The organism is Micromonospora sp. NPDC047670, assembly GCF_043204915.1.
Taxonomy (GTDB): Bacteria; Actinomycetota; Actinomycetes; order Mycobacteriales; family Micromonosporaceae; genus Micromonospora.
In genome coordinates, this window is the sequence record NZ_JBIDDA010000028.1 from 1 (window position 1) to 20,373 (window position 20,373).

Below are 20,373 nucleotides of genomic sequence, written 5' to 3' on the forward strand. Positions count from 1 at the left end.
GCGGGGGGGGGGGGGGGGGGCGGGGGGGGGGGGGGGGGGGGGGGGGGGGGGGGGGCGGGGGGGCCGGGCCCGCGGTGTGGGGCGCCCCCGGCCCCGGCCCGGCGTCGGCGGATGCCGGGACCCGTCCGGTGCCCGGCGGCCGCGTCAGCGGCCCTGGAGGGCCCTGACGTTGTCGCCGAACGTCCAGCCCTTCGACCCGTCCCAGTTCAGCGACCAGGTCATCAGGCCCTTCAGGCCACCCTGGTAGGTGTTCCACGCCTGGGCCACCGCGGCCGGGGCCAGGTGGCCGCCCCCGGCGCCGGGCTGCGCCGGCAGGCCGGGGACCTGCTTGTCGTACGGGACGCGAACGGTGGTGCCCTGGATGACCAGCCCGGCGTTGAGGCAGTCGGTCTGCGCGGTGAAGCCCTGCACGGTGCCGGCCGGGTAGGAGTCGCCGGAGCAGCCGTACATGCTGCCGTTGTAGTACTGCATGTTCAGCCACCAGAGCCGGCCGTTGTCGGCGTACCGCTTGATGATCGGCAGGTACGCGCCCCAGATCGACCCGTAGGTGACGCTGCCGCCGGTGACGTACGCGGTCTCCGGCGCCATGGTCAGCCCGAACGACGGGGGCATCTGCGCGAGCACCCCGTCGATGATGCGGATCAGGTTCGCCTGCGACGTGGAGAGTTGGGCGATGTTCCCGCTGCCGGTGAGCCCGGTTTCGATGTCGATGTCGATGCCGTCGAAGTTGTACCGCTTGAGGATCGGCACGATGGTCGCGACGAACCGGTCGGCGACCGCGGCCGAGCTCAGGTCGATCCCCGCGGTGGCGCCGCCGATCGACATCAGGATGGTCAGCCCGGCCGCCTTGGCCCGACACATCTCGGCGGGGGTCGGCACCTTGACCGTGCTGTCCATGCCGTCCTCCCACAACGCGGTGCCGTCGGCGCGGATCACCGGGAACGCCGCGTTGATCACGTTGTAACCGTGGGCCGGGATCCGTGGGTCGGTGATCGGGATCCAGCCGAGCGGCGGGTGGACGCCGTTCGCCGCGCCGTCCCAGTTCTCCCAGTAGCCCTGGAGAACCTTGCCGCCGGGCTTCGGCTTGCCGGCGCACGTCTCCGGACCGGGTGGACCGGACGTCCCGGTGGGCGTGGGCGTGGCGCTGGGGATGGGGGAGGGGGACGACGTGGCGGTGGGCGTGGGCGACGGCGTGCCGTCACACGCGCCGAGGTCGGTCCAGAGCGAGGGTGTGGCGGCCGGGTTCCAGCCGGCGCCGGGCGGCGGAGTGTGTGCCACCAGCGCCTGGTACGACCGGCCGGCGTAGGTGACCCGGCTGCCGGCGGCATAGGCGGTGCCCTCCACCCAGGCCGGCGCCGTGCAGGCGGCCAGCGTGGTGGTCGGGCCGCTCGCCGTCGCCGCGAAGCCGTCCACCCCGGGCAGTGCCGCGACGGCGGCGACCAGTGTCGCGCCGGCCAGCAGGGCGGGCATCGTGCGTCGAAGTCCCATGGCATTCCTCCTCGTCGATGGACGGGAGGTTATCAATAAAGTTTGTTTAAAGTAAGGTGGCGGCGGCAGGAGCGCGGCGGGCCGATCAGCGGCGCCGCCAGTGGATCGGCAGGCGCTTGACGCCGCGCTGGAAGTTCGAGCGCAGGTACGCGGGCGGGCCCGCGTAGTCGACGCTCGCGGTGCGTGCGAGCAGCGCCTCGAACAGCGCGCGTAGCTGGCACCGGGCCAGGTGGGCGCCGAGACAGAAGTGCGGTCCGTGGCCGAAGACGAGGTGCGGGTTCGGGTGGCGGGTGAGGTCGAGCCGGTCGGGGTCGGCGAAGACGCGTTCGTCGCGGTTGGCCGACGAGAACGAGACCACCACCTTGTCCCCGGCCCGCACCGGCACGCCGGCGATCGCGGTATCCGTCGTGGCGGTGCGCCGGAACAGCATCACCGGCGTCCACCAGCGCAGCAGTTCGTCGACGGCGGTGTCGAACAGGGCCGGCTCCCGGCGCAGTCGTGCCAGCTCCGCCGGGTGCTCCAGCAGGGCGATCATCGCGCCGGGCAGCCCGTTGCGGATCGTCTCGTTGCCGGCCACGGCGAACAGCCAGAACATGTTCTCGAACTCTTCCACCGAGAGCCGCTCGTCGCCGTGCCGGGCCAGCAGGATGGACATCACGTCCTGCCCCGGGCTGCGGCGCTTCGACCGGGCCAAGAGGTGCGCGTACGCGTACAGGTCGGCCATGCCGGCCCGGGTGCGCGGATCCGGCATCCGGCCGTCGGCGTCCGGGGCGGGCCGGTGGCGCAGCGCCTCGCGCGCCGCGGCGGTGCCGGCCCGCGCGTCGAACGCGGCGGAGACGGCGTGGTCCGGATCCTGGAAGCCGATCACCCGGTTCGACCAGTCGTAGAGCAGCCAGCGGTCGGGCTCCGGCACCCCGAGTACGTCCGCGAGGGTGAGCAGCGGCAGGTCGGCGGCGAGGTCGCGGGCGAAGTCGCAGGTGCCCTCGTCCGCGTCGCCGAGCGCGCGTTCCACGAGCGCCACCGCGTTCGCGCGGATCGACGCCTCCAGCGTGGCGACCGCGCGGGGGGTGAAAGAGCGGGCGACGGGCCGGCGCAGCCGGCCGTGCTCCGGCGGGTCCATGTTGAGCATCATCCGTCGCACGTAACCCAGATCCTCGGGAGTGGCCGGGTCGCGGATCTGGGTGGCGCCGAGCCAGGACGAGAAGAGCCGTGGCCGCTTGAGCACGTCCGTCACGTCGGCGTGCCGCAGCACCAGCCAGAAGCCCGGTCCGCCGGGCAGCCCGAGCAGCGGCGGCTCGTCGACCCACACGACCGGGTCGGCCGCGCGCAGCGTGGCGAGCAACTCGTACGGGACACCGCCGACGTAGGTGCGGGGATCGACGAGGGGCGCCGGATCGGCACTCACTGCCCGAGGAACTCCTCCAGCACCGTGACCAGTCGCACCGGCGTCTCGTACATCGCGTAGTGCCCCGCGTTGGCCAGCACCTCGAGCCGGGCGTTCGGATAGTGGCGCATCCAGGTCTCCCGCATCGCGTCGGCGCCCAACGCCGGGTCGTGCTCGCCCACGACGGCGAGTGCCGGCACCGGATTGCCCTTCACGTCGTCGGTGAAGTCGGTACGCGCCCAGGCGGTGAGGTACGCCCCGAACGCCTCGCGGGTGCAGTGGTCGAGGGAGAACCGCACCATCTCGTTCAGCCAGCGGCCGGAGAGCCGGTTGCCGGTGGTGAGGTCGATGATGGCGCGCCGGTTGTCGGGGTTGGCGACCGCGCCGTCGAAGAGCGCCCAGCTCTGCAGGTCGAACGGCACCCCGCCGGCCGGGACCGGACTGATGCCGACGAGGCGTTCCACCCGGCCGGGCGCGTCGGCGAGCACCCGCTGGGCGGCGCTGCCGCCCATGGAGTGCCCGACCACCGAGAACGCGTCCCAGCCGAGGGAGTCGGCGAGGTCCAGGGCGTCACGGGAGATCTCGGCGATGCTGTGGTCGCCCGCGACACCTGCGCGCGCGCCGTACCCGCGGTAGTCCAGGAACGCCCAGGTGAAACGCTCGGTGTCGATCAGTTCGGGCAGCCATCCCCAACCCTGCGCCGACCCGAACCAGCCGTGCAGGGCCAGCACCTTCCGCGGCCCGCGACCGACGCTGATGTGGCTGATCGTCATGCGGCGACCCCTCTCCGTCGGGACACCGCGTCCGACGTGGACGACCGGGCGGGCCGACTCGGTGGACGCTGGCGGTCTGCACGCGACCGTAGTCGGCGCGCGGACCGAACGGAAGAGCACCGGGACGCGCCGCTCTCCGGGTCGTGGCGCCGGTCGCCGTCGGGCGCGCGTCCGGCGTCACCTCAGGTGGTGGCCCGCTCCGGCTCCGACCGGTGGACGACGGGCTCCGACCCGGCGTGGCGGATCGGCGTGAACAGGGCGCCGAGCGCGACCAGGAGGCATCCCGCGCCGGCGGCGAGGGTGACCGCGGTGACGCCGTACCGGCCGGCGGCCCAGGTCAGCACCGCGGCGCCGGCGGGCCCGAGGGCGTAGTGCGTGCTCCAGAAGGCCGACGTGACCCGGCCGAGCAGGTGGTCGGGCGTGATCTCCTGGCGTAGCGACATCGAGCAGATCCCGCCCACGCTGACGCCGCACAGGTACACGGCGGTCAGCACGGTGACACCGGGCACGGTGCCGACGACGCCGATGCCGGCGATGGCGAGACCGGACATCGAGACGGCGCCGATCCAGGTGACGCCGAAGCCACGCCGGCGGCGCAACGGCGCCACCAGCAGCGCGCCGGCGATCGTGCCCAGCGCCGCCAGGCCGAGCACCGTGCCGATGGTGCGGTCGGAGCCGCCGAGGTCGTGCTTGACGTGATAGATCAGCACGTCGGTGAGGCCGTACGTCAGGAAGATGAAGATCGACAGCAGCACGGTCAGCGAGCGGAGCACGGGCTGACGCCAGAGGAACCGCGCGCCGGCCAGGAACTCGGCCAGCCGCGTCCCCCGTCCCGGGCCGCCGCCGGTCCCTTCGCCCTCCGTGGGCCGCCGGAGCCGGACCAGCCAGAGGCCGGCGGCCGACAGCGCGAAACTGGCCGCGTTGATGGCGATGGCCGCCGTGGGGCCGAATCGGGCCGACACCACGCCGGCGAGCAGTGGCCCGCCCACGGCCGCCGCCGCGAAGGTGGCCTGCAGGCGCCCGTTGGCCTCGGTGATCCGGTCCCGGTCGACGAGGTTGCGCACCGCGGTCACCGCCGCGACCTGGAACACCATGCCGACCGCCTCGCAGATCGGCAGGACGACGAAGAGCAGCCAGATCTGCGGGCCACCGAGCCACGCCAGGGGGATGAGGCCGTAGAGCACCAGCCGGGCCAGGTCGGCGGCGATCATCAGGGTCCGCCGGTCGTACCGGTCGACCAGGACGCCGCCGAAGACCCCCGCGCCGACGGACGCGGCGCCGGCCACGGCCGTGAGCAGCCCCATCTGGGCGACCGACCCGGTCGCGTGCAGCACGAGCAGCGGCACCGCGATGTAGGCGAACGAGTCGCCGGTGGCGGAGAGCGACTGCGCCGCCCAGTACGCGCCGAAGTGGCGATCGCGCCACAGGGGAGGGTGGGCCGGACCGACGCGTTCGCTCACACGGGCGAGGGTAACGAAACGCCGTGCGACGGCCGGCGTAGCCCGGCCCGTCGGTCCCGCGAGGCCCTGCCGGCCGCCGCTGGTCCGGGCCGTGCCTCAGAGGTTCATCGGACCCGGGTCGGTCGCCAGGTCACGGAACCGCTCCCGCGGGTCGGGCACCAGCCGCCGGGCGGACAGGTCGAGCAGGCCGCCCACCCCGGTCAGCATCGCGACCGGGGTGCCGTCCGCGCGGGTGTAGCCCTGCTCGATCCGGAAGGTCTTGCCCTCGCTCCAGCGGAACTCGCAGGACACGTCCACCTCGTCCCCACCGCGCAACTCCCGCAGGTAGCTCAGGGTAACCTCCAGGGCGACGGGTCCCACTCCGGCGGCGAGGAGCCGGTCCTGCGAGATGCCGGCCGCGCGCAGGCACTCCCACCGGGCGTGCTCGCCGTACTGCAGGTAGACGGCCTGGTTCAGGTGGCCCTGGGTGTCGAGCTCGTAGCCGCGGACGGTGATGCGCACCCGGAACGGATCTCCCATGGGCCGAGCCTAGCGGCGGCACCGACGCCCGGTCCGCGCCGAGCCGCCCCGCCCCGGGGTGTCGGGCTCAGGCCACCTTGGGCGCGGCGCGGGAGATGATGGCGGCGAAGTCGACACCCCTCGGCAGCGTGCCGTACGCCTGACCGTGGTCGCCCGTGAGCCGGGAGGCGCAGAAGGCGTCGGCGACGGCGGGGTGGCCGTGTCGCACCAGCAGCGCGCCCTGCAGGACCAGCGCGAGCCGTTCGACGACGCGCCGGGCCCGCAGTTCGAGGTCCTCGTGGTCGGACAGTTCGGCCCACACCTGGCGTACCGCGGCGTCGAGCCGCGCGTCGGCGCCGGCGGCGGCGGTCACCTCGGCCCGGAACGCCTCCATGACCTGCGGCTCCCTGGCGAGAGCGCGCAGCACGTCCAGCGCGGCGACGTTGCCGGAGCCCTCCCAGATCGAGTTCAGCGGGGACTCCCGGAACAGCCGCGGCATCCCGGACTCCTCGACGTAGCCGTTGCCGCCGAGGCATTCGAGGGCCTCCGCGGCGTGCCCCGGCCAGCGCTTGCACACCCAGTACTTGCCGACGGCGAGGGCGAGCCGTTTGAAGGCGGTCTCGCCGACGTCACCGCGCGCGGACCGGTCGGTCGCGCCGGCGAGGCGCATCATGAGGACGGTGGCGGCCTCGGATTCGACGGCGAGGTCGGCGAGCACGTTGCGCATCAGCGGCTGGTCGACGAGGTACCGCCCGAACGCCTGCCGGTGGGTGGCGTGGTGGGTGGCGGTGAGCACGCCCTGGCGCATCCCGGCCGCCGCGCCGACGACGCAGTCGAGGCGGGTGAGGTTGACCATGTCGATGATGGTGCGCACGCCACGGCCCTCGTCCCCGACCCGCCAGGCAACCGCGTGTTCGTACTCGACCTCCGCCGAGGCGTTGGACCGGTTGCCGAGCTTGTCCTTCAGGCGCATCAGCCGCATCGGGTTGCGCGTGCCGTCGGGCAGGACGCGTGGGACGAGGAAACAGGTGAGCCCGCCCGGCGCCTGGGCGAGGGTGAGGAAGACGTCGCACATCGGCGCCGAGGTGAACCACTTGTGCCCGAGGAGCCGGTAGGTGCCGTCCGGCTCGGGGCGGGCGGTGGTGGCGTTGGCGCGTACGTCCGAGCCGCCCTGCTTCTCCGTCATCGACATGCCGGCCAGCAGCCCCTGCTTGGCCAGCGGCGGGCGCAGCCCGAAGTCGTACGTGGTGGCGGTGAGCAGCGGCTCGTACCGCGCGGCCAACTCCGGGTCGTGCCGCAGCGCCGGCACCGCCGCGTAGGTCATCGAGATCGGGCAGCCGTGCCCGGCGTCGGGGCGCCAGGTGTAGAACTTGGCCGCCCGCGCCACGTGTGCGCCGGGACGGTCGTCCGCCCACGGCGCGGCGTGCAGTCCGTGCGTGACCGCGGTGCGCATCAGCTGGTGCCAGGCCGGGTGGAACTCCACCTCGTCGACGCGGTGGCCGTAGCGGTCGTGGGTGCGCAGGACCGGCGGGTGCTCGTTCGCCAGCCGCCCCTGCTCGATCGCCTCCTCGGCGCCGCCGGTCCGGCCGAGCTCGTGCAGCTCGGCGGCGGCCCAGCCGGCGCCCTCCCGCGCGAGCCCGTCGAGCAGTGCCGGGTCGTCCGCCGCGTCGTAGCCGACCAGCGGGGGAACCTGGTTGAGGACCTCGTGCGTCGTCACGGCGATACTCCAAGCGCGCGGTGGATGAACGTGATCAGGCTGGGGATGGTGCCCGGCCCGGCGACCCCGGCGGCCAGCGGGCCGACCATGGCCTCCGCGAGGGCGCCGACCAGCGCGGTCGCGGTCAGCTCCGGGTCCTGCGGGGGCAGCTCGCCGCCGGCCACGCCCGCCGCGACGTAGCCGGCGATCAGCTCGGCGTACGCGCGGCGGAAGACGAGCCGCTCGGCGTCGACCGCCGGGTCGACCGGCTCGGCGAGCAGGGCGTACGCCAACCGTGGGGACTTCAGCGCCCGACCGGAGAACGTCTCGACGACGGCGGACACCTGCTCGGCGGCGGTGCTCTCCAGTGCGGCGGCGCGCGCGACCGCGTCCACCTCGCGCCGCGAGGCCGTGCGGAACACCTCGGCGAACAGGTCGGCCTTGGCGGGGAAGTGCCGGTAGACGGTGCCGGTCGCCACGCCGGCCCGTTCGGCGACGGCGGCGACGGAGCAGCCGGCGTACCCGCTCGCGGCCATGATCTCCAGCGCGGCGGCGATGATCCGCTCCCGCGACGCGCTCAGCCGAGCCCTGACCCGCTCGGTGCTCCGGTAGACCACGCAAGGATTGAACCACCATTCAAACCTTGGCCACAAGGTGCTCTCCCGCAGCCACGGTGCGGACGTCAACCGCCCGCCGATCCGCCACCGTCGACGTCGCCGCGGCGACGGGCCCGCCGGGAGCCTCTCGTCGTGCCCCGGTGCGGGTCAGGTGAGTGCCGCCACGACGTGGGCGGCCGCCTCGGCGAGGAGAGCCTGGTCGTACTCGGCGTCCCTGGTCGCCTTGCTGGACATGATCGAGACGACGAGGGGCGCCGCCTGCGGGGGCCAGACGACGGCGATGTCGTTGACGGTGCCGTAGTCGCCGGTCCCGGTCTTGTCCGCCACGGCCCAACCCTTCGGCACGCCCGCCCGGATGCGTCGGGCGCCCGCGCCGGTGGCGTTGCGCTCCAGCAGGCCACGCAGGAAGGCGCGCTTGTCGGGCGGCAGGGCGTCGCCCAGCACGATCTTCTGGTAGTCGGTGCCGATGGCCCGGGGAGAGGTGGTGTCGCGCGGGTCCCCCGGGATGGCCGTCACGATCTCCGGCTCCATGCGGTCCATCCGCGTGACCGTGTCGCCGAGCCGGCGGGTGTACGCCGTCAGTTCGGCCGGCCCCCCCAGGTCGCGGAGCAGGAGGTTGCCGGCCGTGCCGTCGCTGTAGCGGACCGCGGCGTCGCACAGTTGACGGATCGTCATTCCCGTGGCCACGTGCCGGCGGGTGATGGCGGAGCTCTTCATCAGCTCGCGTTCGGTGTACCTGACGACCGTGTCCAGGTGCGACAGCGGGTTGCGGTGCAGCACCGCCGCTGCCGCCAGCCCCTTGAACGTCGAACAGAACGCGAACCGTTCGTCCGCCCGGTGGGCGATGGTCGCGCCGGTGCCGGTGGCGAGGGCGTACACGCCGAGGCGCGCGCCGAACTTCCGTTCCAGGTCGAGCAGGCGTTCGTGGCGGACGTCCGCGGCGGCGGTGGGGGAGGAGGACGCGGGGCCGGCGGCAACCGACGGGGCGGCGGCGGGCCGCTCGTCCTTCGCGCATCCGGCCAACGGCAGGGCCACCGCCACCCCCAGCAGGGCGCGGCGGGTGAGGGTCGGTGGCGACGATGCGTCACGGATCATGGGCACTCCAGGTCGCGGGGCGCGCCGATGCGAGCGAGCCCTGAGGTTCGTTGCGGTCGGTCGGCTGACTCGGGCGAGGGGCAGCCGGGGTCCCGCTGGCAGCCACCACCGCGACGGTGGCCACCCGCCCCTGGCGCAGGCGCCGACGACCGCGCAAGATCTTTCATCGTGGGTTACACGCGCGGTCGACCCACGGCGGTTGCAGCGCCGCCGGAACAAATCGGCGCCGCGCCTCCCCGCCGGCGCACGTCCTCGCCGGGTGGCGGCGGCCGGGGCGGCTGCGTTCCCAACCGCCCCGGCCTCGGTCACGCCGGAACCCGGGCGCCGGCGAGGCACCTCTGCCCAGCGTGCGCCATGTCGCGGCGCAGGCCAAGCCGTAGCTGGAAGTTGCCTACGCGGCAATTCGGGCTGCGCCCGCGCGGGGCGACTGTCGCACCGGGGGAAGGATCGCGTCCGACGGTCCCGTCCCTCCGGTCCGCAAATCACGCGGGTGAACCACATCCCCGGCCGGGCAGCGCGGCGAGGGACCCGAGCGCCCGCCCGACGGGCGGGGACCGGTCGGCGGTGGCGGCCCCACCGGGGCGCCGGCCGGCCACCGCCCCGGTCAGGAGTGCGGGCGAGGCACCACGAAGCCGGGGGCCGGCTGCGGGGACTCGCCGGTGACCTGGGTGATGATCTCCGCGGCCACGTCACGCAGCTTGCGGTTGCGGTGCTGCGACGCCTGCCGAAGCAGGGCGAAGGCCTCCGTGGCGGTGCACCGCTGCTGGCCCATCAGCACCCCGAGGGCCTGGTCGATGACGCTGCGGGAGGCCATGGCGTCGGTGAGCTGCTGATGCAGGAGGGCCTGGTCCGCCTGGCGGAGGATGACGGCCAGCGCCGCCGCCCCCTGGTTGGCGAACGCCACGGCGTGCCGGCGCGCCGTGTCGGTGAAGGCGGCGGGGCGCGCGGCGTAGAGGTTCAGGGCGCCGACGGTCTCGCCGCCGACCGTCATCGGCAGCGACAGCGAGCCGACGACGCCGAGCCGGAGCGCGTGTTCCCGGTAGCGTCGCCAGCGTTCGTCCTCGCGGAGGTCGACGACCTCGACGACCTGGCCACCGCGCAGGGCGGCGAGACACGGGCCCTCGTCGGCGCCGTACTGGATCTCGTCGGCGCGGGCGGCGAGGTCGTCGCTGCTGGCGACCGTGAAGACACCGCCGTCCCGGCGCATCGTCAGTCCGCAGGCCACAGCCGGGGTGATGACCTCCGTCGCGACCCGGACGACCTGGTCGAGGAACGCGTCGACGTCGGTCGAGTCGGCAAGCAGGGTCAACAGCCGGCCGTACGCCGAGGCCAGGTACGAGTCAGCAGCCTCGGACACCGCCGCTACCTCCTCAACAACCGTGTGCCCGCTCGGCTCCACCGGAGCCGGCACCACCGCCCGGGATGATCCCCGGTTGAGCCGACCGCCAGGCATTCTCGCCGCCGGCGAGCTGCCGAGGCCGACTGGGCAGGGTGCGGATCCGGCGGGACGCGGCTAAAGTCGAGGTGGGTTCGGACATGAGCCCGGGACCCGTGCCGTCCGCCGACAGGGGAAGTGGGCGCGAACCCGGTCCCGACATCCTCGCCGAGGAGCAGCTCATGTCCGTCCATCAGGCGACCCATCCGGCCGCGCCGGAGACCACCCGCCAGCCGATCCTGTCCCTCGCGGTCGCCAGGCACGGCGCGGAGGCGGTCGTGGAAGTCCGGGGAGCACTCGACATGGCAACCGTCGGCCTGCTCGTCGACATCGTGGACACGGTGATGGCCGGCCAGCCACCCCCGGTGCTGGTGCTCGACCTGAGCGAGGTCACCTTCTTCTGCGCCGCGGGCGTCACCGCGCTGCTGACGGTGCGCCAGCGGGTCGCCTCGAACGGCTGCGCGCTACTGCTGCGCCAGCCGTCCCGGATCACCGTCGCGGTCCTCGACATCGTCGGCCTCAGGGACGAATTCATCACCGAGTGACCTGCCTTCCCTTCCGCTTCCAAGTGTCGTGCGCCGGGCTGGTCCGGCCGGTCCTGCCCGTGCACCGGCAACCGCCCGCCGACCTGCGGCACCCGCCGCCAGGCTGCCGCCTGCGTCGGTGTCGAACGCGCCGGCGCAGGCGGCAGCGGGGTGGCCAACCGGGATCATGTCGAACGCCACTGCCGATGCGGATGCCATACCCCGGACTCGATCAAACCCAAACCTGGGAGGCGCAGCGTCCGGGCCGTCGCACCTGCTCGTGGAAGCGGTCGAGGTCCAGCTCACCCGGTTCGAGCGGCACCGCGTACCCGTCGTGTCCGGAATGGCCGGTCTTCGGCCGGTCGGCGACGAGGGCCCGGCCGGATTGTCACGGCGGCGGGGTTGTCGGACCGTCGTGTTACGGTCGCCCTCGGTCAGGGTTCCTGACCGACCGACGCGACGCTGGGGGCTGTCGTGGAGTGGGACTTCGCCGTGCTCGGCGCGCTGCGCGTCAGCCGCGACGACCAGGTGGTGCCAGTGCCGGCCAACCGGCAGCGCGCCCTGCTGGCGACGCTGCTGCTCAACCAGGGCGAGCCGGTGAGCGTGTCCGCCCTGGTCGACCGGGTCTGGGGCGGCGAGGTGCCCACGCACGCCAAGGCGTCCCTGCACTCGCTGGTCCGGCGACTGCGCGCCACGCTCGACGGCGCCGCGGGCGGCGGCGAGCTCATCGCCACCGGCGCCAACGGCTACCGCATCGACCTGCCGCCGGACAGCCTCGACCTCGCCCGGTTCGACGGGCTGCTGGCGGCGGCGAACGCGACCGACGATCCGGGGGACCGCGCCCGGCTGCTGCACCGGGCGCTGACGCTGTGGCGCGGCGATCCGCTGGCGGACGTGGTCTCCGAGGTGCTGCACCGCGAGGACGTGCCGGCGCTGACCGAGCGGTGGTTCCGTGCGAGCGAGGCGTACTTCGACGCCGAACTCGCCCTCGGCCACCACATCGAGATCATCGCCGGGCTGCGCCAGGCGACCCGGCGCAGCCCGCTGCGCGAGAGGTTCTGGGCGCAGCTGATGCTGGCCCTCTACCGCGGCGACCGTCAGGCCGAGGCGCTGGACGCCTACCAGGAGGTCGCCTCGATCCTCGCCACCGAACTGGGGCTGGACCCGTCCCCGGCCCTGCGGGAGCTGCACACCACGATGCTCCGGTCCGACCCGGCGCTGCGCTGGCAACCCCCGGCGTCCACCGTCACCGTCGCCCCGGCCGCCCCCGCGCCGCCGGTGAACCCGATGTTCCAGCTCCCGGCCGACCCGGGAAGCCTGTACGGCCGGGCCGACGCGGTGCTGTCCGTCCGGCGGGCGATCGCCGCCGCCGCCGCCGAGGGGCGCTTGCCGCTGGTGGCCGTCTCGGGCCCGCCGGGCGTGGGCAAGTCCGCGCTGGCCGTCCACGTCGGCCACCAGTTGTGCGAGCTGTTCCCCGACGGCCAGTGGTTCGTCCGCCTGCGCGGACAGCAGGTGGATCCGGCCCGGCCCGACGACATCCTGGCCGAACTGCTCACCTACGCCGGCATTCGCGGCGCCGCGCAGCCCGGCACGACCGATGCGCGGGCCGCGGCCCTGCGCGCCGCCCTGGCCGAACGCCGGGTTCTCCTCGTCCTCGACGACGCCGGCACGGCCGAGCAGGTCACCCCGCTGCTGCCCGGCTCGGCGAGCTGCGCGGTGATCGTTACCAGCCGCCGCATGCTCGGCGGCCTGGTGGCCCTGCACGGGGGGCGGGCGGTCAACCTCGGCCCCCTCGACCCGGACGAGGCCGCCGACCTGCTCACCGCCGTCCTGCGCCAACACGCGATCACCGTCGCGCCGGACGCCGTCGCCGACCTCGCCGCGCTCTGCGGATACCTCCCCCTGGCGCTGCGGATCGCGGCGGCCAACCTGGCGACCGCCGGCGAGGCCGACCCGCGGGACTACCTGCGACGGCTGCGCGACGGCGACCGGCTCGCCGGCCTCTCCGTCCCCGGCGACCCACGGGTGACGATGCGCGCCGCGATCGAGCCGTCCTACCAGCGACTGGACGCGCGGGAGCAGCGGGCGCTGCGGCTGCTGGCGTCGTCGCCGGCGGACTGCTTCACCGCCACCGACCTGGCCGCGCTGGCGGGCGTCGGCTGGTCCGAGGCCGACGCGCTGCTGCGCACGCTGACCGCCTACCACCTGGTGCGCCCGAGTCTCGGCGACCGCTTCGTCATGCACGACCTGACCCGCCTGTACGCGGCCGAGCTGTCCCGGGCCGAGGACGCCGCCGGCGAGCGCGCCGCCGCCGTCAGTCGGCTGCTCCACTCCTATCTGGCCACCGCCGACGCCCTGGCCCGCCGCGGCCATCCCCGGATGACGTTCCTGCCCCCGCCGCCGGGGCTGACCCCGGTGGCCGGCGCCCCGCAGCCGGTCGAGCCCGCCCGGTGGTTCCACGCCGAGCACCGCAACCTGACGACGGCGATCCGCCACGCCGCCCGGCATGGCCCGCCGCAGCTCGTCTGGCACCTGGCCGACCGGATGCGCGGGCATCTGCAGGAGATCGGTGCGCACGCCGAGTGGCGGGACGTGGCCGAGCTGGGCCTGGACCAGGCCCGCCGCCACGGCGACGACCAGGGCATCGCGGCGATGGAACTCAGCCTGGCGACGCTCGCCGCCAGCCGCGCCGACTATCCCGACGCCGAGCGGCGGTTCAGCACGGCGCTGGAGATCCAGTTGCGCCTCGGCAACCGGGCCGGGCAGGCGTCCATCCTGAACAATCTCGGCATCGTGCATCGCGAGCAGGGCAACCTGACCGAGGCCGGCGCCTGCTACGCGCGGGCCCTGGCCCGCTACCGCGAGTTGGGCAACCGGCACGCCGAGTGGAGCTGCCTGGGCAACCTCGGGGTGGTCCAGCTCGAACTCGACCAGGTCGTGGAGGCGGTACGCGCGCAGCGGGCGGCGCTGGACGGGTACACCTCGCTGGATCCGGCGGCGCAGCCGCACGACGACATCGCCACCGTGCTGCACAACCTCGCGGTCGCCCTGCGCGCGTCGGGCCAGCCGGCCCTGGCCGTGGTCCACCTGACGCGCGCCGTGGCGATCCGGCGACGCACGGGCAACCGTTACGGCGCCGCCACCGACCTGGACCAGCTCGCCGCCGCCTACGCCGATCTCGGCTACCACGCCAAGGCGCTGCGCCTCGCCGAGGAGTCCCTGGCCACGGCCCGCGCCATCGGCCGGCGCCGGGTGGAGGCCGAGTCGCTCACCACCCACGCGGCGATCGCGCTCGGTCTGCACGGGCCGGCGCCCGCCGTCGCCCTCCTGCACCGGGCGCTGCGACTGAGCCGGGAGATCGGCTACCGCCGCGCGGAGGTCTGCGCCCACATCGGCCTGGCGTCGGCGCACCGGGCGGCCGGGCGGCACGCGGAGGCAGAGCGGCACGCGCGCCTCGGCGAGCAGCTCGCCCGGCGCTCGGAGCACCTCCTGCTGGCCCGCCAGGCCCGTGACGTGCTGGTCGACGAGCCGCTGGCCCCGGCGAGCTGACCACGGGGCACGATCCGCCCGTCCTATGCGGGAGCGCCCCCTCCGGTCGCGGTGGCGCCGTCGTCGGGGGTGCGGGCGTCGAGCGGGAAGCAGCCGGCGAACGGGTCGTCGTAGCGTCGCCAGACGTCCTCGCCGTCGGCGAGTTCGGCGTCGGTGAGCAGGCAGGCGCTGAGCGCGCGGTGCAGCTCGACCGGGTCGAGGTCGAGACCGATGAAGACCAGGTGCTGGTGCCGGTCCCCGTAGTAGGGGTCCCAGTCGAGGGCGGCGGCGAGCTGCCGGTGGGTGGAAGCGTCGTCCCAGTGGGTGTGGGGGAGGGTGACCAGCCAGCGGCCGAGTGACCCGAGGCGGAGGCCGCCGCCGGCGAAGTCCCAGGCGACGACGGTCTCGGGCTGGCTGGCGAGCCAGAGGTGACCGCGGGATCGGAGCACGTCGGTGCCGACGTCTTCGAGCGTGTCGTGCAGCCGCGCGGGGTGGAAGGGTCGGCGCGCGCGGAAGACCGCGGAGACCACCCCGCAGTCGGGCTGCGGCTCGTGTACGCCGAGGATGTGCCCCTCCAGGCCACGGGCCAGCACGGCGGGCGTCTCCGGGCGGTGGCGCCGCGTGTCGCGCAGTTGTCGGCTGAGCGCGCCGGCATCGACGACGTCGTCGTGCACGCGGACCTGTGCCGCCCACGGCGCCATCCGCGCCAGCAGCAGCGCGAGGCGACCGGTGTCGTACGCCCCCTCCCGGGACTCTCCCCACAGGACCAACGTGTCGGCGTACTCGATCTGCCGCACCACGACGTCGGCGAGCGCCCGGTCGTCGTTCTCGGCGGCGTGGATGCCGAGGGTCCTCAGGTCGTCGGTGCTGGCCAGGCCGTCGAGCAGGTGCTCGACGGCGACGACGGTGACGTAGGAGTCGATCCGCACCAGGTCGGTGATCGCCGCTCCGTCGACCGGGCGGTGTGCGCAGGCGGCCGCGACCGCCTCGGGCTCGACGACCTCGGGCAGCATCAGCAGCAGGCCCCGGTCGGGGTGGGCGCGCGCGAGTCGGGCGAGGGTGGGCAGCACGTCCTCGCGCAGCGTGCAGGAGACGCAGCCGTGCGCCAGCGCCACCCGTTCGTCCTCCATGATGCCCTCGCCGGTGCGCACCACGCGATGGACGGTGCCGTGGTGGACCTCGGTTAGGTCGTGCCGGACCAGTACCAGCGACGGGTCCGCGGCGAGCAGGGCCCGGGCGACCGCGTGCGTCGCGGCTGGCCAGAAGCCGCCCAGCACGGTCAGCGGGGGGCGGGTGTCGGTTGCCGTGGCGCCGGTGTCGACCGGCGCGGGGGATGACGTCGACATGACGGTCCTCTCCACTTAGTTGAAAACGATTGTCATTCTAAGCGGATGGTCGGCGGGGCCGCACGGGTGGGCCCTCGCCGGGGTGGCGATAGTCGAGCACCCCGCGCGCCGACCGGCCGGCGGCTCGGGTAGAAATGGAAACGATTATCGTTACGGTCTCGACCGTGGTGAGTGAGGAGTCCCTGTGTCCAGACGATGTGACGTCACCGGCGCGATGCCCGGCTTCGGCAACGCCGTGTCCCACTCCCACCGGCGCACCCGCCGCCGGTGGAACCCCAACCTGCAGAGCCACCGCTACTGGCTGCCCTCACAGCGGCGGTGGGTCAGGCTGACGCTCACGGCCAGGGCGCTCAAGACCGTCGACCGCGACGGCATCGAGAGGGTCGTCGCGCGCCTGCGCGGTCGGGGGGTGAAGGTCTGATGGCCCGGCGGACCGACCTCCGGCCGGTGGTCAAGCTCCGCAGCACCGCCGGCACCGGCTACACGTACGTCACCCGCAAGAACCGCCGCAACGACCCCGACCGGCTGGTGCTGCGCAGGTACGACCCGCTGGTGCGCCGGCACGTCGACTTCCGCGAGGAACGCTGATGGCGCGCACCAGCCTCGGCAACCGGCAGGCGCGCCGCGAGGAACTCGTCGCCCGGCACGCCGAACGGCGCGCCGACCTGAAGCGCGTCATCGCCCACCCCGACACCCGTTCCGCCGTCCGCGACGACGCCGTCCGGCAACTCGCCCGGCTGCCACGGGACGGCAGCCGCGTACGCCTGCGCAACCGGGACGTCATCGACGGTCGGCCGCGGGGCGTACTGGCCCGTTTCGGCCTGTCCCGGCTGCGGTTCCGCGAGTTGGCCCTGCGCGGCGAGTTGCCGGGCGTCCGCAAGGCGTCCTGGTGACCCGACCCCGCCGCAGGCGGGCCCCGCTCCGGACCCGCACCTGAGGCACCGTCCGGTTCGCCGGCACGCGCCGGGTCCCGTCGGCACGTCCGCAGAGCTGACCATCGGCCGCCGACGGCGCCCGCTGTCGGCGGCCGATGGTAAGTCTCCACGACCGGGGCGGTGTGCGGCGGAACAGGCGGCGTCGACGGCTGCGTCGCCGGCTCGGTGAGCCGGCGACGCAGCCGTGCGGCCGGGATACGTCCTCGCGCTCCGCGCTCCGCCGGCTGGCACCGAGGGCGACGCCGCCGCGCCGGTCACCGGGCCACCGCCACCGCGTGCGGTCCGCCTGCGGGCCGGTTGCCGCGAATGGGCCATAATGGGCGGCCGGGGGGTGGTGGCCGCGTGGAGTTCCGGGTCCTCGGCTCGGTCGAGGCGTACTCCGCCGGCGTACCGGTCGACCTCGGCGCCCGCCGCCAGCAACGTCTGGTGCTCGGGCTGCTGCTGCTGGAACCCAATCACCCGGTCCCGGTGGAGCGGCTCGTCGAACTCGTCTGGGGGTACGACCCTCCGCCGTCCGCCCGGGGCACGCTCCAGGCGCTCGTCTCCAGGCTGCGCGCCCGCATCCGACGCGCCGGCGTCGATCCGGTCGGCACCGGGTCGACGGGGAGCGCCGGCCCCGAGATCGCGCGCTCGGGTGCGGGCTACCTGCTGCGGGTCGATCCGCACGCCGTGGACGTGCATCGCTTCACCGATCTCGTCGCCCGGGCGCGGAAGGCCGACGGCGAGCGCTCCGTCGAGTTGTTCGACCTGGCGCTCGCGCTGTGGCGGGGCGATCCGCTGGCCGACGTCGCCCCGGCGGCCGTGCGGGACCGGCTGTGCGTGGGCCTGCGGGAGACCATGTGGACGGCCGTCGAGGATCGTCTGGAGGCACGGATCCGGCTGGGCCGCTCCCGGGAGGTGCTGGACGAGCTGACCCGACTGGTGGCCGAGCATCCCGTCCGGCAACGGCTGGTGGGTCAGCTCATGCTGGTCCTGCACCGGGAGGGACGCACCGACGAGGCCCTGCGCACCTACCGCGACCTGCGGGCCCGGCTGGCAGGCGAGTTCGGGCTGGATCCCACCCCGGAACTGCAGCGGCTGGAGGCCGCGATCCTGCGGGCCGACCGCCCGCTGGACGTCCCGCCGGTCCCGCACCCGCCTCCCGTGCGGCTGTCGCGGCGCGCCCCGGACAATCCGCCCGTACGCCCCGCGGAGCTTCCCCACGCGCCCGGCGGATTCGTCGGCCGGCAGCCCGAACTGGCCGCGCTCGACGCCCAGCTCGACGCCGTCCGACGCACCGGCCGCCCCGGCATCGTCGTGGTCGACGGGATGGGCGGGATCGGCAAGACCGCCCTCGCCCTGCACTGGGGCCATCTGCGGCGGGACGCCTTCCCGGACGGCCAGGTGTACCTCGACCTGCGCGGATTCAGCCCCGGTGACACCCCGATGACACCGGCGGAGGCGCTGCCCCGCCTGCTGCTGTCGCTCGGCGTGCCGCCCTCGGACCTGCCGCCCACCCTCGACTCCCAGTGCGCGCGGATGCGCAGCCTGACCGACGGTCGCCGGCTGCTGATGGTGCTGGACAACGCCTACGACGCCGCGCAGGTCCGGCCGCTGCTGCCCGGAAACGTGACCGGCCTGGTCGTCGTGACCAGCCGCCGCCGACTCTCCGGCCTGCTCGTGCGGGAACAGGCGGTGCCGCTGAGGCTCGCGCCGCTGCGTCCGGCCGAGTCCATGGACCTGATCGCCGGATGCCTGCGCGGATCCCGGCCCGACGAGCGGGAGGCGCTCGCGGACTACTGCGGCCACGTGCCCCTGGCGATCCGTATCGTCGCCGCCCGCGCGCTGGACCTGCCGGACCGGCCCCTCGACGACCTGCTCGACGAACTGCGTCGGGGCCGCCTGCTGGACGCCTTCGAAGCGCGCGACGGCCCCGACACCAACCTCCGCACCGTCTTCTCCTGGTCGTACCGTTGGCTGTCGCCACCGGCGGCCGAGCTGTTCTGGCGGCTGGCCCTGCACCCGGGGGAGAGCATCGGTGTCCGCGCGGCGGCGGCGCTCGCCGGCCTCGCCGTGCCGCGGGCCAGGGACCTGGCCGCCGAGCTGCACCGGGCCAACCTGCTGCAGCAGCCGGCGCCGGACCGCTACCAGTTCCACGACCTGGTCGGCGCGTACGCCAGGGAGCTGGCCGACGCGCCGGAGAACGCCGACGAACGCCGGCTCGCGTTCGGCCGGCTCCTCGACTGGTACCTGCACACGGTCAGCGCCGCCGAACGGGTACTGCAACCGCACCGGCCCCACTTCGATCCGGCCTCGCCGCCCCTGGTCGAGCCCGTACGGTTCGAGAGCTACCAGGCCGCGCTGAACTGGTGCGAGGATGAGCGGACGAACCTGGTGCCGGTGGTCTGCGCGGCGGCGACGGGCGGGGCGCCCGAGCACGCCTGGCAGTTGGCGCTGGCGGCGTCGGCGTACTGGTACATCGCCAAGCGCCGAGAGGACTGGCGGGCGGCGACCGACGTCGGCGTGGCCGCGACCCGCGCCCTGGGCGACCCGCGGGCCGAGGGTGCGCTGCTGGCCAGCCTGGCGACCGCGCTGTGCGAGAGCCGGCGCTATCCGGAGGCCATCGAGCTGTACCAGGAGTCGTTGCGGCTGCACGAGGCCAGCGGTGACCGTGACTGGCGACCGACCAGCCTGAACAGCCTGGCCGTCGCCCACGCCGAGGCGGGTCGGCCCGCCGAGGCGCTGGCGACGTTCGCCCTCGCCCGGCAGGAACACCGGCTAAGGGGCAACCGGCGGGGCGAGGGTGTGGCGCTGCAGAACATGGCGCAGTGCCACGTCCTGCTCGGCGAGCCGGCCGAGGCGATCGCCCGCCACGAGGAGGCGTTGACCGCCATGCGGGACGCCGGTGACCGGTACGCCGAGGCCATCTGCATCGCCAACCTGGGCGAGGCCCACGCGGCGCTCGGCGAGCACGAGCGGGCGATCCTGCGTTTCCGCGACGCGGTGCGGCTGCACCTGGCCACCGGCAACGAGCACGGCAGGGCGAGGACCCTGCTGGCGCTGGGACGGTCGCTCGGTGCGCTGGGGGACACCGACGGCGCCCGGTCCTGCTGGCGGGAGGCGCTGACGGTCTTCGACGAACTCGGCGACCCCGAGGCCGACGAGATCCGTGCGCTGTTGGGGGAGCGGACCGCCGGCGACGGCTGACCGGGCCGGGACGAGGAGGGACGCGTCGGCAGCTCGACGCTCAGTGCGCGGAGACCTTCCAGTAGCCACCGAAGTAGACACGTTCCTTGGCGATGCCGCGTTCGGCACACAGGTGCCGACGGACGGTGATGACCATGGCCACCGCGCCTGCTCGGTGGGCCCGACTCCCGCGACACGGCCCGCCACGATGCTTCGACAGGGCGGGGCATCGGGCCCGGATTGCGGACCAGGTGACCCGAGGCCGCCCGCGAGGCCGACGAAACCCGCGCGCTGCCGTCGCGGTTGCGTACCTTCAGGACTGGCGCGAGGGTAGGGAGATGTTGCGTCGCTGCCGGGCCACTTCCGACGCGCTCGACCCGGTCGGGGCGGAGCGGAACGAGGAGCACCCGTTCCACGGCACCGCGTCGC

Annotated in this window: 17 protein-coding genes; 6 read left to right on the forward strand and 11 right to left on the reverse strand. The window is 74.4% G+C overall.

The window, feature by feature from the left end:
• Nucleotides 1-144: 144 nt before the first annotated feature.
• The 9 genes from ACGF7U_RS31525 to ACGF7U_RS31565 all read right to left on the reverse strand — a co-directional run bounded on the left by ACGF7U_RS31525 (nt 145) and on the right by ACGF7U_RS31565 (nt 10,368).
• Nucleotides 145-1,488 carry a carbohydrate-binding protein gene (locus ACGF7U_RS31525; RefSeq protein ID WP_393112991.1) on the reverse strand — a complete coding sequence of 448 codons (1,344 nt, stop codon included), beginning with the start codon at nt 1,486-1,488 and terminating at the stop codon, nt 145-147.
• A gap of 85 nt (nt 1,489-1,573) precedes the next feature.
• Nucleotides 1,574-2,893 carry a cytochrome P450 gene (locus tag ACGF7U_RS31530; RefSeq protein ID WP_393112993.1) on the reverse strand — a complete coding sequence of 440 codons (1,320 nt, stop codon included), beginning with the start codon at nt 2,891-2,893 and terminating at the stop codon, nt 1,574-1,576.
• The gene (locus ACGF7U_RS31535; protein WP_393112995.1) at nt 2,890-3,645 is read right to left on the reverse strand and encodes an alpha/beta fold hydrolase; all 756 of its coding nucleotides are present in this window, start codon (nt 3,643-3,645) and stop codon (nt 2,890-2,892) included. The genes ACGF7U_RS31530 and ACGF7U_RS31535 overlap by 4 nt, the downstream gene beginning before the upstream one ends.
• A 182-nt stretch (nt 3,646-3,827) precedes the next feature.
• Nucleotides 3,828-5,105 (reverse strand): MFS transporter, encoded by a 1,278-nt coding sequence (locus ACGF7U_RS31540; RefSeq protein ID WP_393112997.1) that lies wholly within the window; start codon nt 5,103-5,105, stop codon nt 3,828-3,830.
• A 96-nt stretch (nt 5,106-5,201) separates the two neighbouring features.
• Nucleotides 5,202-5,624, reverse strand: coding sequence for an acyl-CoA thioesterase (locus ACGF7U_RS31545; RefSeq protein WP_393112999.1), 423 nt, complete (start codon nt 5,622-5,624; stop codon nt 5,202-5,204).
• A 67-nt stretch (nt 5,625-5,691) separates the two neighbouring features.
• The gene (locus ACGF7U_RS31550; RefSeq protein ID WP_393113001.1) at nt 5,692-7,320 is read right to left on the reverse strand and encodes an isovaleryl-CoA dehydrogenase; all 1,629 of its coding nucleotides are present in this window, start codon (nt 7,318-7,320) and stop codon (nt 5,692-5,694) included.
• A complete protein-coding gene (locus ACGF7U_RS31555; protein ID WP_393113003.1) occupies nt 7,317-7,916 on the reverse strand; it encodes a TetR/AcrR family transcriptional regulator in 600 nt (199 codons plus the stop codon). The genes ACGF7U_RS31550 and ACGF7U_RS31555 overlap by 4 nt, the downstream gene beginning before the upstream one ends.
• Nucleotides 7,917-8,063: 147 nt before the next feature.
• Nucleotides 8,064-9,011 carry a class A beta-lactamase gene (bla, locus tag ACGF7U_RS31560; protein WP_393113005.1) on the reverse strand — a complete coding sequence of 316 codons (948 nt, stop codon included), beginning with the start codon at nt 9,009-9,011 and terminating at the stop codon, nt 8,064-8,066.
• Nucleotides 9,012-9,615: 604 nt separating this feature from the next.
• Entirely contained in the window at nt 9,616-10,368 is a 753-nt protein-coding gene (locus tag ACGF7U_RS31565; protein WP_393113007.1) for a GAF and ANTAR domain-containing protein, read from the reverse strand.
• Between the two features lie 260 nt (nt 10,369-10,628).
• Here ACGF7U_RS31565 and ACGF7U_RS31570 point away from each other — a divergent pair, with 260 nt between their 5' ends.
• Both ACGF7U_RS31570 and ACGF7U_RS31575 read left to right on the forward strand, forming a co-directional pair.
• Entirely contained in the window at nt 10,629-10,991 is a 363-nt protein-coding gene (locus ACGF7U_RS31570; protein WP_393113009.1) for an STAS domain-containing protein, read from the forward strand.
• A 453-nt stretch (nt 10,992-11,444) separates the two neighbouring features.
• Nucleotides 11,445-14,519 carry a BTAD domain-containing putative transcriptional regulator gene (locus tag ACGF7U_RS31575; RefSeq protein WP_393113011.1) on the forward strand — a complete coding sequence of 1,025 codons (3,075 nt, stop codon included), beginning with the start codon at nt 11,445-11,447 and terminating at the stop codon, nt 14,517-14,519.
• Nucleotides 14,520-14,542: 23 nt separating this feature from the next.
• Here ACGF7U_RS31575 and ACGF7U_RS31580 read toward each other — a convergent pair whose 3' ends face one another.
• Nucleotides 14,543-15,844, reverse strand: coding sequence for a CobW family GTP-binding protein (locus ACGF7U_RS31580; RefSeq protein WP_393113013.1), 1,302 nt, complete (start codon nt 15,842-15,844; stop codon nt 14,543-14,545).
• A gap of 184 nt (nt 15,845-16,028) precedes the next feature.
• Between ACGF7U_RS31580 and rpmB the strand changes: the two genes are divergently transcribed.
• From rpmB to ACGF7U_RS31600, 4 genes are all read left to right on the forward strand, one after another.
• A complete protein-coding gene (gene rpmB, locus ACGF7U_RS31585) occupies nt 16,029-16,265 on the forward strand; it encodes a 50S ribosomal protein L28 (protein ID WP_393113015.1) in 237 nt (78 codons plus the stop codon).
• Nucleotides 16,265-16,432 carry a 50S ribosomal protein L33 gene (gene rpmG, locus ACGF7U_RS31590; protein WP_393113017.1) on the forward strand — a complete coding sequence of 56 codons (168 nt, stop codon included), beginning with the start codon at nt 16,265-16,267 and terminating at the stop codon, nt 16,430-16,432. The genes rpmB and rpmG overlap by 1 nt, the downstream gene beginning before the upstream one ends.
• Entirely contained in the window at nt 16,432-16,737 is a 306-nt protein-coding gene (rpsN, locus tag ACGF7U_RS31595; RefSeq protein WP_393113019.1) for a 30S ribosomal protein S14, read from the forward strand. The genes rpmG and rpsN overlap by 1 nt, the downstream gene beginning before the upstream one ends.
• A gap of 384 nt (nt 16,738-17,121) precedes the next feature.
• Entirely contained in the window at nt 17,122-19,965 is a 2,844-nt protein-coding gene (locus tag ACGF7U_RS31600; RefSeq protein WP_393113021.1) for a BTAD domain-containing putative transcriptional regulator, read from the forward strand.
• A 40-nt stretch (nt 19,966-20,005) separates the two neighbouring features.
• On the opposite strand, the gene ACGF7U_RS31605 is transcribed toward ACGF7U_RS31600, so the two are convergent.
• Nucleotides 20,006-20,185: an SIP domain-containing protein gene (locus ACGF7U_RS31605; protein ID WP_393113037.1), complete on the reverse strand. Its 180-nt coding sequence runs from the start codon at nt 20,183-20,185 to the stop codon at nt 20,006-20,008.
• Nucleotides 20,186-20,373: the final 188 nt, after the last annotated feature.